A 13,191-nucleotide genomic window follows, 5' to 3' on the forward strand; every position below is an offset into this window, starting at 1 on the left:
TTCTTCGGCTTCGCCGCGGCGATTGCGGCCATTGCTGCATTGACGTTCCTGTCGGGCGCGATCGTGGCGGTCTTGATGCGCGAGACGCATGCCGCCGCGCGGTCCCCGTAAGGCGATGGTTAACGCGGGCCCCGAACAAGGTTTCCGTTTACGATATCGTAAGCTTGTTGCTGCGGGGCATTCGTCGGTCCGCTACAATCGCGGCAGTTGAATTTTCCTCGAGATCGCGCATGAGCAGCCCCAACCGCATGCCGTGGGTGGACACGGCAAAAGGCCTTTCCATCATCCTGGTGGTGATGATGTATTCGGCCTACAACACCGGCGAATACACCGGCGGCGTCGGCTTCCTGCATTATGTCATCGGCTTCGCGACGCCCTTCCGCATGCCGGAATTCTTCCTGATCTCGGGCCTGTTCCTGTCGCAGGTGATCGACCGGCCGTGGCGGCGTTATGTCGACCGCCGCGTCGTCCACTATCTCTATTTCTACGTGCTGTGGGCGCTCATCTCGATCGGACTGAAGATCGGCATCTTCAGCCGCGACCCCGCCGGCATGCTGCACGACCTCGCAATGGCCGTCGTCCAGCCCTATGGCGTCTTGTGGTTCATCTACATGCTGGCGGTTTTCGGCATCGTCATCCGCGTTCTGCGCGAATTCAAAGTGCCGCATTGGATCGTCATCTTGGCTGCCGCCGCGCTGCAGATGTGGGCGCCGAAGCCCGACAGCTACGCGCTCGAGCAGTTCGCGGCCTACTTCGTGTTCTTCTATCTCGGCTTCGTGCTCGCGCCGCTGATCTTCCGGCTGGTCGAATGGACGCAGACGCGGCCGGCGGTCGCCGTCGCGGGCCTGCTTGCCTGGGCGCTCGTCAACGGGCTGCTCGTCTATTCGCCGGGCTACGCCATGCAGCCGGTCGGCATGCAGATGGGCCTGGCGGCCTGGCCGCCGCTGCATCTGGCGCTTGCCGTGGCCGGCGCGGTGGCGCTGTGCGTGGCCGGCGGCTTCCTGTCGAAATTCGCTTCCATGGAGTGGCTGCGCTGGCTCGGCGAGCATTCGCTGGTCGTCTATGTCGCCTTCACCATTCCGATGTCGATCTTCCGCGGTGTCATGCTGGCGAGCGGCCTTCTGACCGACACCGGCATGCTGAGCCTAGCTGTGCTGCTTGTCTCGGTCATCAGCCCGGTGGTGCTCTATTTCATCGTCAAGCGCATCGGCTTCGGCGCCTTCCTGTTCGAGCGGCCGGCCTGGGCGCATGTCGACGGGCCGAACGCCGCGAAAGCCTCCAGCAAGCCCATGACGCGGCCGGCGCGCGAAGCGGCCTGACCGCGCCGCCCTTTCGCCAGCCCGTTACTTGGCGCCGTGTCCCGGACGCTTCGCGGCCTTGATCTTGCCGCTGCTGCCGCCGCCACAGAAGAAGCAGCCGCCGCCGTCCGATTCCAGCCCCGACACGCCGGAGGGCATCGCCAGCTCCTGCAGCACGTCGCCCGTGTCGGGATCGACGCGCACCAGGTCGCCCTCCTCGCCCTCCCAGGTGGCGTGCCAGAGCTCGCCGTCTACCCAGGTGACGCCGGTGACGACGCGCTTGGATTCGATCGTGCGGATCACTCTGCCTGTTTCAGGATCGATCTGATGGATCTTATGCGCCCGGTATTCGCCGACCCAGAGCGAACCCTCGGCCCAGGCCATGCCTGAATCGCCGCCATTGCCGGGGGCAGGAATGGTGGCGACGACCTTGCCGATCTTCGGGTCGACCTTGTGGATGCGATCCTCGGCAATCTGGTAGAGATACTCACCATCGAAGGCAGTCCCGGCATGCGAGGCGACATCGATCGTACGCACGATCTTGCCGCTGTCGGGATCGAGCGCGTTCAGCTTGTCGCCACTGGCGAACCAGATATTTTGGCCGTCATAGGTGACGCCATTGACGCGCTCGACGCCGGGGAACGGTCCGTATTCGCGCAGGATCTCGGCAGCGGCTCGTTTCATTTTCAGCCTCCATTCGAACAATGGCCGCAGACTAGTCGGTCGGCAGCGGCCCCGGGAGTAACAACACAGTCGGGAATCCGGTCACCGGCGGCATCATCCAGCGGCGCGCCCGGCCGCGGCCGACCGGCTGCACCTTATTCTGCGTCGACAGTTCTTCCAGCGCTCGCTGCACGGTGCGCGCGCTGGCGCCAAGCGCGATCGCCAGCGCGGAGCTCGACCAGGCCTCGCCATCGGTCAGGAAGGCAAGCACCGCGCCGTGTTCCTCCTCGACAGGCGGCGCCAGCACGACGACGTCGGCGGCATTGAGGGGCGTCAGCGCAAACCCGGCGGCGGTCGCATTGATCTCGGCCAAGCCGGCGAGCTCCGCGCGCAGCCGCCCCATCTCGACTCTCAGCCGCGCGCGATGAGATTCATCCGCGTGCCTTGCCCGAAAGGCGCGTCTCAACAGCAACTCACGCGAGGCATCCGCCGGCCATGCCTCGGCAAGCGTGCGCGCCAGCGCGAACAACACCGGCCGTGTCGCCAGCGAGACGACCGCATCGGCCTCGCGCACCACGTTGCGGCAGGCATCGATGACCAGCGCGCCCGAGGTCAGCAGCGTCTCGACCTCGTCGAGCAGCAGATCTTTCTCTGTGCCGCGCGCGATCAGCCTGCCGACCGGCGTGTTCAAGACCAGGGATGCCGCTTCGACTTCGGCCTTCAAGGCCGGGATGTTGGCTTCGTAGGCGGCCAGCGATGCCCGGCCGAACGCCGAGCGCGCGGCCTTCGTCCTCAGGCGCCGGACCGCGACGCCGGCCGCGGCCAGTTCATGCGCGACGCGCGCAACCGGCGGCAGCGGCGCCGGATCGAAATCCGAAAGCAGCCGCTCGGCCTCGTCGAGCCGGCCGATCAGGATGAGGCGGCGCGCCTCGAGGCTGCCGGCATAGGCAGCGTTCAGCCGGTCGCCATGCGCGGCAAGCGTGGCGCGCGCGGATCGCAGGGCCTTCTCCGGCCAGCCGAGGTCGCGTGAGACCAGGGCAATCTCGGCCTCGGCGACGACGCAGCGCGCCCGGGCGACGGTCTCCCTCGAACTGAAGGCCCTCGCCGCGTCCTTCAGCAGCGCCTTTGCCTTGGCGAAATCGCCGAGCTGCGCCATCGCGATGCCGCGCAGCGCCAGCGCCGGCGCGTCGTCGCGCAGCGCGACGCGCTTCAAGGCGCCGAGCGGATCGCCCGCGGCGAGCGCGCGCCCGGCGGCGTTGATCAGCGAGTCCATGCCGCCGCCTCAGGGCCCGCCGGATCAAATCGCGTCACACTTGTAACTCTCACCATCGAACCATGCGGCCTATGTCTGTCCCTGTCACCCCCAACCAAACCCAAGAACGGGACAAGAGCAATGACCCAACACATGAAGACACCGCCGGTCGTTTCGCAGGAAGCGTGGGAAGGCGCCTATGAAGAAATGCTGGTCAAGGAAAAGGCGATGACCCGCGCCCGCGACGCATTGGCCGCCGAACGCCGCCGCATGCCGTGGATGGAAGTGACCAAGGATTATGTGTTCGACGGCCCGAACGGCAAGGCGAGCCTGCTCGACCTCTTCGAAGGCCGCCGCCAGCTCGTGATCTACCGCGCCTTCTTCGAGCCGGGTGTCTTTGGCTGGCCCGAACACGCCTGTCGCGGCTGCTCGCTCGGCGCCGACATGGTCGGCAACCTCGCCCATCTCAACGCCCGCGACACCACGCTTGCCTATGCCTCGCGCGCGCCGCAGGCCGACATCCAGCGGTTGAAGCAACAGATGGACTGGAAAATGCCCTGGTACACCATCACCGACAGCTGGGATAAGGATTTCGGCGTCGACCAATGGCACGGCCACAACGTCTTCATCCATGACGGCAAGCGCATCTTCCGCACCTATTTCGTCAACAACCGCGGCGACGAAGCCTTCGGCACCGTGTGGAGCTATCTCGACGTCACGCCGCTCGGCCGTCAGGAGGTGTGGGAGGATTCGCCCGAGGGCTATCCGCAGACCCAGACCTATAAATGGTGGAACTGGCACGACAATTACGAAGCAGGCGCCGCCCCAGACCAGAGATGGGTCGAGGTCTCGGATGCCGGTGAAGCGGCGTTCCGCAACAAGAGCGCCTGAGCGCGAAGCGACTCCGGCGGCGGCCACACGTCGCCGGAGCCGATCTCGCCAAGCCTTGTCTCTCTGACCCCTGCAAACCTGACCGCTTCAGAAGGTGGATATTATGAGCATCGACAACCCCGCCCCTCGCCTGAGCGGCTTCGGCCTCGCCGACTGGCTCTGCCTCGCCGCGGCGCCAACCTTCGCCATGATGGCGCTGCTGACGGCTGCCTATGGCGACCACGACACGATGTGCATGTCGGCCGCCTCGGTGCTGAGCGGTATGGCGCCGATGTATCTGTTGATGGCGGGCTTCCATCTGACGCCTTGGCTGCGGCTGATGGCGAGGCGCACCAATGGGATTTGACGCAAGCGCTCAGCGTTCCCGTTACGTTGCGTTTAGCTCTGCCATGTAGATAATTCGGATGCGGAGGCGGCGTCTGAATGCTGGATAACTATGAGGCGGACGAATTCGGCGTGATCCACCAGATCGACTTCACGCCGATCAAGTACGACAAGAAATACATCTCGTACTACGAGGACTTGAGCGACCGGACCATCAAGCTCGGCTATCAGCGGCTTGGCTGGGTGCTGGGGATCACCGGCGAAATTCCGCGCTCGGTGCTCGAAATCGGATACGGCACCGGCACATTCATCGAAGCCGCGAAGATAACAGGCGTCGCCGATTGCGCCGGCTGCGACATCGCCGAGTTTCCGCTGCCCCAAGGTGTCCGCTTTGTCGATTGGGAGGAGGCGCTCGCCGGCTCGTGGGATCTCGTCGCCATGTTCGACGTGCTCGAGCACATCCCTGATCTCAGTTTCCTAGCCCGCCTTAAGACCCGGCATCTGGCCGTCGCTGTCCCTTATTGCCGCTGGCGTGAGCTCGGCGCCGACGGCGACGCGTGGTTCCGAACCTGGCGCATGCGCCTCCCCAACGAGCACCTGCACCACTTCGACCGCGACTCGCTGGTGGCGCTGCTCGCCCATAACGGCTTCGACTGCATGACCCTGAACTGTTTCGAGGACGGGATCAGGCTGCGGCCCGGAGAAGCGGGACCGAATATTCTGTCGGGCTTCTTCAGGAAGCCATAGGTCCAGGAGCCGGCTGAGCGCCAATGGCGAACTACTCGGCCCAGGCAAGCTCGCCCAGATGACGACGGACCCAGTTCATCTCTTCAGAAGCCGTGCGCCCAAAATGCCGCTTGAAGTCGCGGCTGAACTGAGCCGCGCTCGCATAGCCGACCGAAGCCGCGGCCTGAGCGATCGTGCCCTTGCGCGCGATCATCAGTCTTGCCTCGTGCAGCCGCATGGCTTTCACGTACTGCATCGGGCTGCTTCCGGTCATCTCCCTGAAATGGACGTGGTAGGAAGGCACGCTCATGCCTGCTTCTCTCGCCAGATCGGCGACCGAGATTTCGCAGCTGTAGTTTTCCCGCAGCCATGCAAGGCTCCGCACGATCCTTCCCGACCTGCCCCTTTGCTGCAAGGCTGCGATCATTGCGCCGCCTTGCGGGCCGATCAGCACCCGGTAATGCAGCTCGCGCAGGAGGCTTGATCCAAGAACGGCGGTCTCAGCAGGACTGCGAAGCGCCTTCAAGAGGCGCAGCAGCACATCCTCAATATCGGCCTCCATCCTGCTCGATGTGAGGCTTTGCGGCCTGTCGCTTCCCATTGCGGAATGCGTCTCCAGCAGCGCGGCAATCTCGGCCGCCAGCCGCATGTCGAACGCGACATAAACGGCAAGCAGCGGGCGATCGGGACTGGCCGTTGACTCCATCCGAAACGGAACCGGCACCGACACCGCCAGATAGTGTTCTTCGTCGTAGAGGTAGACCTCCTGTTCGAGGATGCCTCGCTTGCTTCCCTGCAGGACGAACACCGCGCCCGGTTCATAAAGCACCGGGACGTCATGGAGCGCGGCCTCCGTCCGAAGCACCCGTACGCTCTCGATCGCGGTGGCATTGTATCCAATGCGTTCGGCCAGAGTTCCGGCAAGCTCGACCAGTTCCCGTTTTCGTCCAGGGTCTGCTTCGATAGGATTTGGCAAGGAATTCATAGAAACCGCAATCCAGGTGACCGCCGCACCATACTATTTGCCAAGGCGCACTCCATCAACAAGGACCCCAGACCATGGCGAAAAAGACCTTCTTCATCACCGGCGCCAATTCCGGCGTTGGCCTCGCCATCGCTTCCGCCGCAATCCAAACAGGCCATACGGTCATTGGCACCGTACGGTTCGAGACGTCACGCGCGGCACTCGGCAGATCCCTGCCCGCGATGCGGACGGTCATGTGCGATGTCACGGAGTTCGACCGCGTGCCGGACGTCGTCGCGCAGGCGGAGAAGGAGCACGGGCCCGTCGATGTCCTGATCAACAATGCCGGCTATGGCCACGAAGGGGTGCTTGAAGAGTCGCCGCTCGAAGAGATGCGGCGTCAGTTCGACGTGAACGTCTTCGGAGCCGTGGCGGTCGCCAAGGCTTTTCTTCCGAAGTTCCGCGAGCGACGCCGTGGCTTCATCGTCAATGTCACCTCGATGGGCGGCATGATCACGATGCCGGGCATTGCTTACTATTGCGGCAGCAAGTTCGCGCTCCAGGGCATATCGGAGGTGATGCGTTCGGAAATGGCCCCGTTTGGCGTTCGCGTCACGGCCGTCTGCCCCGGTTCATTCCGGACGGACTGGGCCGGGCGCTCCATGGTCCGGACCGAAAGGTCTATCGCGGATTATGACGCGCTGTTCGACCCGATCCGGGAAGCCCGGCTGACGAAAAGCGGCAAGCAGCTTGGCGATCCGGACAAGCTCGCAACGGCCGTATTGGCTTTGGTGGAATCCGAAGCTCCGCCGCCGCAGCTTCTGCTTGGCAGCGACGCCCTCAAGCTCGTGTCCGAGCGTATCGAACGCTTGCAGCAGGAGATCGAAGCCTGGAGGGCCGTAACCATCTCGACCGATGGCTGAATGAGCGCGGGAATAACCCGCCGCATTGCCTTTCCGCCCCGGCTCGCTCCATAGTCGGGTCAATGCTTGACGCGATTGCGAGTCACTGGTCGACGCTAATCCTGATCCTCTCGCTGGCGATGGCGGCGGTCGGCATCGTGCACGCCATCATGACCAAGGAGGACGTGCGCGCCGCCACCGGCTGGGTGGGCGTGATGCTTTTGTCGCCTTTCCTCGGCGCGATCATCTACGCCATTGCCGGCATCAACCGCATCCGCCGCGCGACGATCAGCGCGATGCGGCCGGTTTCACCCGAGGCGGCCGCCGCCAGGCACGACCGCGACGTCGCGCTCGAAGCCCTGATCAACGCCGAATTCGGCCAGCGCTTCACCGGGTTGAAGACGCTTGGCGACAGGGTGGCGCGGCGTCCGCTGACATCCGGAAACACCATCGCCGTGCTCAAGACCGGCGACGAGGCCTATACGGCGATGTGCCGGGCAATTGATGCCGCGCAAAGAAGCGTCCTGCTCGAAACCTATATTTTCGACAATGATGCGGTCGGGGCGCTTTTCGTCCAGTCGCTCGGCAACGCCGTCAAGCGCGGCGTCACTGTCCGCGTGCTGATCGACGCCGTCGGCGTGCGCTATTCGGTGCCGAGCATCCTGAAACAACTCAGGGAGGTCGACGTCATCGTCGACCTCTTCAACGGCAACATCGTGATGGGCCTGAGGCTTCCCTATGCCAATCTGAGGACGCACAGGAAGATCCTGATCGTCGACGGCGCGGTGGCGTTCACGGGAGGCATGAACATCCGCAAGGGATTCTCCGCCGAATTCGCCGGTTCCGAAAGTTCGCGGGATACGCATTTCGAGGTCACCGGGCCGGTTGTGGCCGACCTGTTCTCGGTTGCGGCCGAGGACTGGCGCTTTGCCGGCAACGAGGCCCTGAAGGACGGGCCCTGGCAGGTCGAGCGCGCCGCGCCGCCGCCCGGGCAGCCGGTGCTGGTGCGCGCGGTGGCGACCGGGCCGGACGCCTCCAACGAAACCAACCTCAAGCTTTTGATGGGCGCTTTTTCGGTCGCCCGCAAGTCGATCCGCATCATGTCGCCCTATTTCCTGCCGGACCGGGAGTTCATCAGCGCGCTGACCACGGCTGGCCGCCGCGGCGTCGAAATCGACATCGTCGTGCCGGCGGTGAACAATCTTTTCCTCGTCGATCATGCGATGACGGCGCAGTTCGACCAGGTGCTGAAGCATTATTGCCGGGTCTGGCGCCACGAGGGCTCGTTCGATCATTCCAAGCTGATGGCGATCGACGGCGTGTGGGCCTATGTCGGCTCCTCCAATCTGGACGCGCGCTCGCTGAGGCTGAATTTCGAGATCGACATGGAAGTCCTGGACAAAAACTTCGCCGCCGAGATCGACGCCCGCATCGCGGCCGCCATCTCGACCGCCCAGCCGGTGACGCTGCAGACGCTGAATGCAAGACCATTCGTAGTCCGCGTCTTCGACCGTTTGCTGTGGCTGGGATCGCCCTATCTTTAGAGCAGGAAATCGAGCAGCAGGATCATGGAGATAGACGACATCAAGGGACGCAGCCTGCCGGGGACCGTGCTCCTGTCGATCCGCGCCAGGAACGCGCGCAAGGCGAAGGCGACGCCGCGCAAGCGAGTCAACGACACTGAAATTGTCGTCGCCTCCTACAACGTCCACAAATGCATCGGCACGGACCGCAGGTTCGACCCTGACAGGACGGCCCGCGTCATCCGCGAGATCAGCCCCGATGTGATCGCCCTGCAAGAAGCCGACAATCGCTTCGGCGACAGGGCCGGGCTGCTCGATCTCGCTCGCCTGGAACTGGAGACGGGACTCGTGCCGGTGCCGGTCTCGGGCAACGGCAAGGGGCATGGCTGGCGCGGCAATGTGCTCCTGTTCAAACGCGGCACCGTACGCGACGTCCACCAACTCAAGCTGCCGGGACTGGAGCCGCGCGGCGCGCTGGTCGCCGAGATCGATCTTGACGAGAAACGGTCGCTGCGCGTGATCGCCGCCCATCTCGGCCTTTTGCGCCGCTCGCGCTCCGAACAGGCCCGGGTCGTGCTCGACATCATGAGCAGCGCCGATGAAAGGCCGACGCTGCTGCTCGGCGACCTCAACGAATGGCGGCTCGGCAACCGCTCGGCGCTGAACACACTGCACACGACCTTCGGGCCGACGCCGCCGGCGGTGCCGACCTTCCCGTCGGGCCTGCCGGTGCTGGCGCTCGACCGCATCATGGGCAATCGGCACGGTTTGGTTTCAGGCGTCGAGGCGCATGACACGCCGCTGTCGCGCGTCGCCTCCGACCATCTGCCGCTGACGGCTTTCGTGCATCTGTAGATTGCCGCCGACGACGGTCAGCCGGTATACGGCGAAGCTTCGTCTCAGAACTTCCAGTTGAAGTCCGCCCCGCACGGACTGGTCGGAGAGACCCGAGCCGAACTGGACGCCATAGGAGACACCGAGGGTCGCGGCCGGCGTCAAGTTCAAGTCGAGGCCGGCTTCCACCACCGCCGCATCGCGTGCGATGGGCGCGCCGGCGATCGTGAAGGGGGAGCCGCCGGCAAGGGCGAGGCGGCGCCGATGTTCAGCGCGCCGGACCCCGTGCTGTCCACCGTCACAGTGCCATTTGTGTCGGGACTGATACCAACATAGCCATCAATACTGCTGACCGCGCCGCCGTTCTGGACCGTCGGGGTGCCGGTGTCGTGCAGCCGGATCACTGCCTGCGACCTGCCGTTTGCGCCGCTGTGGGCGGAGACCATCCTTGCGCACCACCTCTCCTGACGGAACCCTGACGCGATCCTAACGATCGACGAGACGCTCGCCGGCCTTTCCCAAGCGCTCGGCTGACGCCTCTTTCACTAAGGACATCGCGGGATCTTCGGCGAGGCTTGTCGTGCCGCTCGGAGCCAACCCACCAAAAAATCGACTCCGATTCGCCAGGACAAGACAAGGGGATCAACGGCCGATGCAAAGCAATGAAAGAGTTGCCACCGAAGTCCTGGGCGAAGACGGCAGGCGATACCTGGAGACGATCGAAAAATGCCGGAAGATCGGCCAGCCCTACATGATCGGTTTCTCGCCTGATCACCTCTGGGGGCTGGCGCTGGTGATGTGCGCCGCCACACTCTGGGCGACCGTGGGTGTCGCAAGCAGGTTTGTCCCGCATGAAATCGCAATGCCGGACGAGGTCTACGGATTCGTCCGCACGGCTATTGCCGGGCCCGCCATACTCCTGGTGGCGCGGGTAACAGGCGGCACCCGCAGGGTTAAGGCCAGCGCGGGCAGCTTTTCGGGATTTCTCCTGTTCGGCATTTCCTGCGCCACCTTCCAGGTCTGCCTGTTCCGCAGCTTCACGCTGCTGGGAGTGACGATAACGGTCTTTCTGACGGTTTGCTTGCCACCGGTCATCGCCGTCTTCTGGTCACTGAGGAAGCTTGGCGAACCCATATCGCGGCAGGTCGTGCTTCCCCTTGCGATCTCGATCGCAGGCCTCGTCACTTTCGTAAGTGTCGATACGGCATCGGAACAACCGCTCGACCTTCTATTGGGCCTTGCTCTGTCGCTGCTGGCATCTGCGGCCTTCGTCGTGATGACCAATGCCGCTCGCTCGCTTTCCGTTGCCTATTCGCCGAACCTTGTTTCGGGCCTTGGCCTGATCATCGCATCGCTGGTTCTCGCACCCGTGGCCATGATAGTCGCTCCAGGCGGTCTCACGCATTTCGGCGCGGCCATGGGGGACTGGCGAAGCATCTCGGTTCTGATCTATCTCGGTTTAGGGCCGACAGCTCTCGCCTATGTCTGCTACTGCGCGGGCATGGCGCGGTGCCGCTCCGCGGTGACTGGACTCGTCGCATCGATGATCGAGCCTGCGGTTGCCGCCGGACTGGCATTCCTGTTCCTGGACGAAACTCTCACGGCTTGGCAGGCACTCGGGTGTTTCATGTTGCTGACGGCAATGGTGGCACTTTGGCTGGACAAGCAAAGAACCTGAGCAATTCCTGAAAAAATGTGACGGGTCTTCCGCCCGGAATTGCTCTAAATCGCGTCGCGCTGAACCGGATCCAGGCGAGGCGTTTTAAGTCTTTGTTTGATGCATGTCGTACGCCCAAAACCGCTGCGCACGTTTGGGCGACAGGCATTAGGAAGCGGGGAGGCCGGCTTTCGAAAGCATTTCAAGAAACCGCGAGTGGTGGCCGTCCCTCAAATAGCGCGGCATGAACCCGGGAGCGACATTGCCGAGGTTGAGATGCGGGAGTTGTGACAGGCAGTGGTGGATGGCCCGTGACGCTTCTTCATCATTTCCCGTCGCCGCGGCAGTTGCCGCCCAAAAAAGCGCGCCGCGCAGGAATCCCGGCTTTGTCCTGACTACCTTGCGGGCGACCTCGAGCGCCCGCCGGTCGTCTCCGCCCGCGAACAACGCCATGACCATGCCGTGGTGGCGCCAGAAGTCGATGACGTCATGCGCTCCAAGGCGGATCGCCTCGTTTGCCGCGCGGACCGCCTCGCCGACCTGTCCGCGCAAGGCGAAGAGCATCGCAATATCGCCGTGGCTGCTGGGATAGCTCGGGTTGAGACTGATTGCGTGCTGGCATTGCACGATCGCCTCGTCGATCCGGCCATCGCATTCGTAGGCGAATGACAGGATGCAGCGGGCAATTTCGTCATCGGGTACGGCTCTTACCGAGTCTTCGGCAAGCTCGATCGCACGGTCGATATGCTCCTGCTCGCGAGGCAGAGCACCGAACGCAACACCCATGGTCGTCGCGATGGACAGCGTCCGTTTCGCGCGAACGTTGTCGGGCGCCAGCAAAAGAGCCTTTTCGGCGAGATCCTTCGAGACCAGGAGCGAGTCCCGCGTCATCTCGAAGTATTTCATCAGGGCTTCGTTCACCAGCCGGCGCACTTCTGGAGGACCAGGCGGGCTCTTGTCGCGAACCTTCCAGTTGGTCAATTGAAGCTCAAGGCTGACTGCCAGCACGACCGACTGCGCGATCCTGTCCTGGAAAGCGAGCGCGTTCTCCGAGTGGTCGTCGAATTTCTGCGCCCAGACATTGCGTCCATCAGCGGCGTCGACAAGCTGGATGTTCACCCTGAGCTCGTGTCCGGACCTCTGGATGCTGCCCTTGAGCGTATAGCGCGCCCGCACGCCAGCCGGCGCCCTCGGTTCCTCGCCGTTTTTCTCGAGGGCCGAAAGCACGATATAGTCGGCCACCTCTGAAAGCGCCGTGGTGATATCGTGAACGAGACCCTTGGCGAAGAAGTCGTCACCACGCTGTCCTGTCAGATTGACGATGTCGGCCACGACGATGGATGGGCGTCCCGAGCGCTGACCGGCGATAGCTCCATTGGCCGTCTGAAGGTTTGATGATGGCTCGGTGGAGGAAAGCAGCGATTGCCAGAGCGCTCGCGTCTCCGCGCTGACGTCGACACCGAACTCCTTCCTCAAGACGCTTCTGCAAGTCTCGAAGGTCCGCAACGCCTTGTCGCGCTGACCGCATGCAAGCAGCAGTTCCATCTTCAGCCGATAGGATTCCTCCCGCGTCGGCTCCATGGACACCATTCGATCAGCAACAGCCAAGCCGCTTTCGGCGTCCACGAGACGGGCGAGCTTTTCCAGCGACTGAAGCGCGCGGCTCTGCAGCCTTTCGCGTTCGGACGCCGCCCAATCGTCGAAAACGTTGGTGCCGACATGAAAGCCGTCGAGAAACGGTCCACTGTAGAGAGTCAACGCAGCCTGGAGTTCCGAGGCCGAACGGGCCGACAGGCCGGTTTCAAACTCGTCGACATCGACCCGCACCGCTTCCGGCCTCAGACCGATCAGGTCCTTGTGGGAATAGATGATATCCAAGCCGTGTCGCGCCAGATCCCGGCGCAGGACGCTGAGCGTTTGCCGCAGGCTGTTGCGCGAGTGTCCACTGTCGCTGTCGGTCCATAGATAATCGGCCAGCCGCTCGCGCGGCGCCGCCATGCCCGGACAGCGAGCCAGATATGCAAGAATTGCGGGGCCGCGCTTACCGGTGAGCCAAATTGTGCCGCCAGCCTCCTTTTCAAGCTGGAAACCGCCGAAAAGCAAAATCCGACTTGCAGCACGGCTTTCCGCATTTTGCATTGCTCAACGGCTCCCCAG

The 13,191-nt window shown here is 63.7% G+C and carries 12 protein-coding genes; 8 read left to right on the forward strand and 4 right to left on the reverse strand.

Features of this window, described 5'->3' with window-relative positions:
* The first annotated feature begins 230 nt into the window (after positions 1-230).
* Positions 231-1,319: an acyltransferase family protein gene (locus tag EOA27_RS04495; RefSeq protein WP_127255592.1), complete on the forward strand. Its 1,089-nt coding sequence runs from the start codon at positions 231-233 to the stop codon at positions 1,317-1,319.
* 24 nt (positions 1,320-1,343) lie between these two features.
* Here the strand turns inward: EOA27_RS04495 and EOA27_RS04500 are convergent, their stop codons facing one another.
* Together EOA27_RS04500 and EOA27_RS04505 are read right to left on the reverse strand one after the other, a co-directional pair.
* The gene (locus EOA27_RS04500; protein WP_126083138.1) at positions 1,344-1,982 is read right to left on the reverse strand and encodes a DUF5074 domain-containing protein; all 639 of its coding nucleotides are present in this window, start codon (positions 1,980-1,982) and stop codon (positions 1,344-1,346) included.
* A 31-nt stretch (positions 1,983-2,013) separates the two neighbouring features.
* The gene (locus EOA27_RS04505) at positions 2,014-3,234 is read right to left on the reverse strand and encodes a helix-turn-helix domain-containing protein (protein WP_126083139.1); all 1,221 of its coding nucleotides are present in this window, start codon (positions 3,232-3,234) and stop codon (positions 2,014-2,016) included.
* Positions 3,235-3,354: 120 nt separating this feature from the next.
* On the opposite strand from EOA27_RS04505, the gene EOA27_RS04510 reads away from it, so the two are divergent.
* The 3 genes from EOA27_RS04510 to EOA27_RS04520 all read left to right on the forward strand — a co-directional run bounded on the left by EOA27_RS04510 (position 3,355) and on the right by EOA27_RS04520 (position 5,175).
* Positions 3,355-4,104, forward strand: coding sequence for a DUF899 family protein (locus EOA27_RS04510; RefSeq protein ID WP_126083140.1), 750 nt, complete (start codon positions 3,355-3,357; stop codon positions 4,102-4,104).
* Positions 4,105-4,207: 103 nt separating this feature from the next.
* The gene (locus EOA27_RS04515) at positions 4,208-4,450 is read left to right on the forward strand and encodes a hypothetical protein (protein ID WP_126083141.1); all 243 of its coding nucleotides are present in this window, start codon (positions 4,208-4,210) and stop codon (positions 4,448-4,450) included.
* Between the two features lie 77 nt (positions 4,451-4,527).
* The gene (locus EOA27_RS04520; protein WP_126083142.1) at positions 4,528-5,175 is read left to right on the forward strand and encodes a class I SAM-dependent methyltransferase; all 648 of its coding nucleotides are present in this window, start codon (positions 4,528-4,530) and stop codon (positions 5,173-5,175) included.
* A gap of 31 nt (positions 5,176-5,206) precedes the next feature.
* On the opposite strand, the gene EOA27_RS04525 is transcribed toward EOA27_RS04520, so the two are convergent.
* Entirely contained in the window at positions 5,207-6,139 is a 933-nt protein-coding gene (locus EOA27_RS04525; RefSeq protein ID WP_126083143.1) for an AraC family transcriptional regulator, read from the reverse strand.
* A 74-nt stretch (positions 6,140-6,213) separates the two neighbouring features.
* Here EOA27_RS04525 and EOA27_RS04530 point away from each other — a divergent pair, with 74 nt between their 5' ends.
* From EOA27_RS04530 to EOA27_RS04550, 4 genes are all read left to right on the forward strand, one after another.
* Positions 6,214-7,041 carry an oxidoreductase gene (locus EOA27_RS04530; RefSeq protein WP_127255595.1) on the forward strand — a complete coding sequence of 276 codons (828 nt, stop codon included), beginning with the start codon at positions 6,214-6,216 and terminating at the stop codon, positions 7,039-7,041.
* Positions 7,042-7,103: 62 nt separating this feature from the next.
* Positions 7,104-8,564 carry a phospholipase D-like domain-containing protein gene (locus EOA27_RS04535; RefSeq protein ID WP_126083145.1) on the forward strand — a complete coding sequence of 487 codons (1,461 nt, stop codon included), beginning with the start codon at positions 7,104-7,106 and terminating at the stop codon, positions 8,562-8,564.
* A 24-nt stretch (positions 8,565-8,588) separates the two neighbouring features.
* Positions 8,589-9,398, forward strand: a complete 810-nt coding sequence (locus EOA27_RS04540) for an endonuclease/exonuclease/phosphatase family protein (protein WP_189342586.1) — start codon at positions 8,589-8,591, stop codon at positions 9,396-9,398.
* Between the two features lie 631 nt (positions 9,399-10,029).
* Positions 10,030-11,055, forward strand: coding sequence for a DMT family transporter (locus EOA27_RS04550; RefSeq protein WP_126083146.1), 1,026 nt, complete (start codon positions 10,030-10,032; stop codon positions 11,053-11,055).
* Between the two features lie 147 nt (positions 11,056-11,202).
* On the opposite strand, the gene EOA27_RS04555 is transcribed toward EOA27_RS04550, so the two are convergent.
* Positions 11,203-13,173 (reverse strand): BTAD domain-containing putative transcriptional regulator, encoded by a 1,971-nt coding sequence (locus EOA27_RS04555; RefSeq protein ID WP_126083147.1) that lies wholly within the window; start codon positions 13,171-13,173, stop codon positions 11,203-11,205.
* Positions 13,174-13,191 lie beyond the last annotated feature (18 nt).

Source organism: Mesorhizobium sp. M2A.F.Ca.ET.037.01.1.1, assembly GCF_003998075.1.
Lineage (GTDB): Bacteria > Pseudomonadota > Alphaproteobacteria > Rhizobiales > Rhizobiaceae > Mesorhizobium.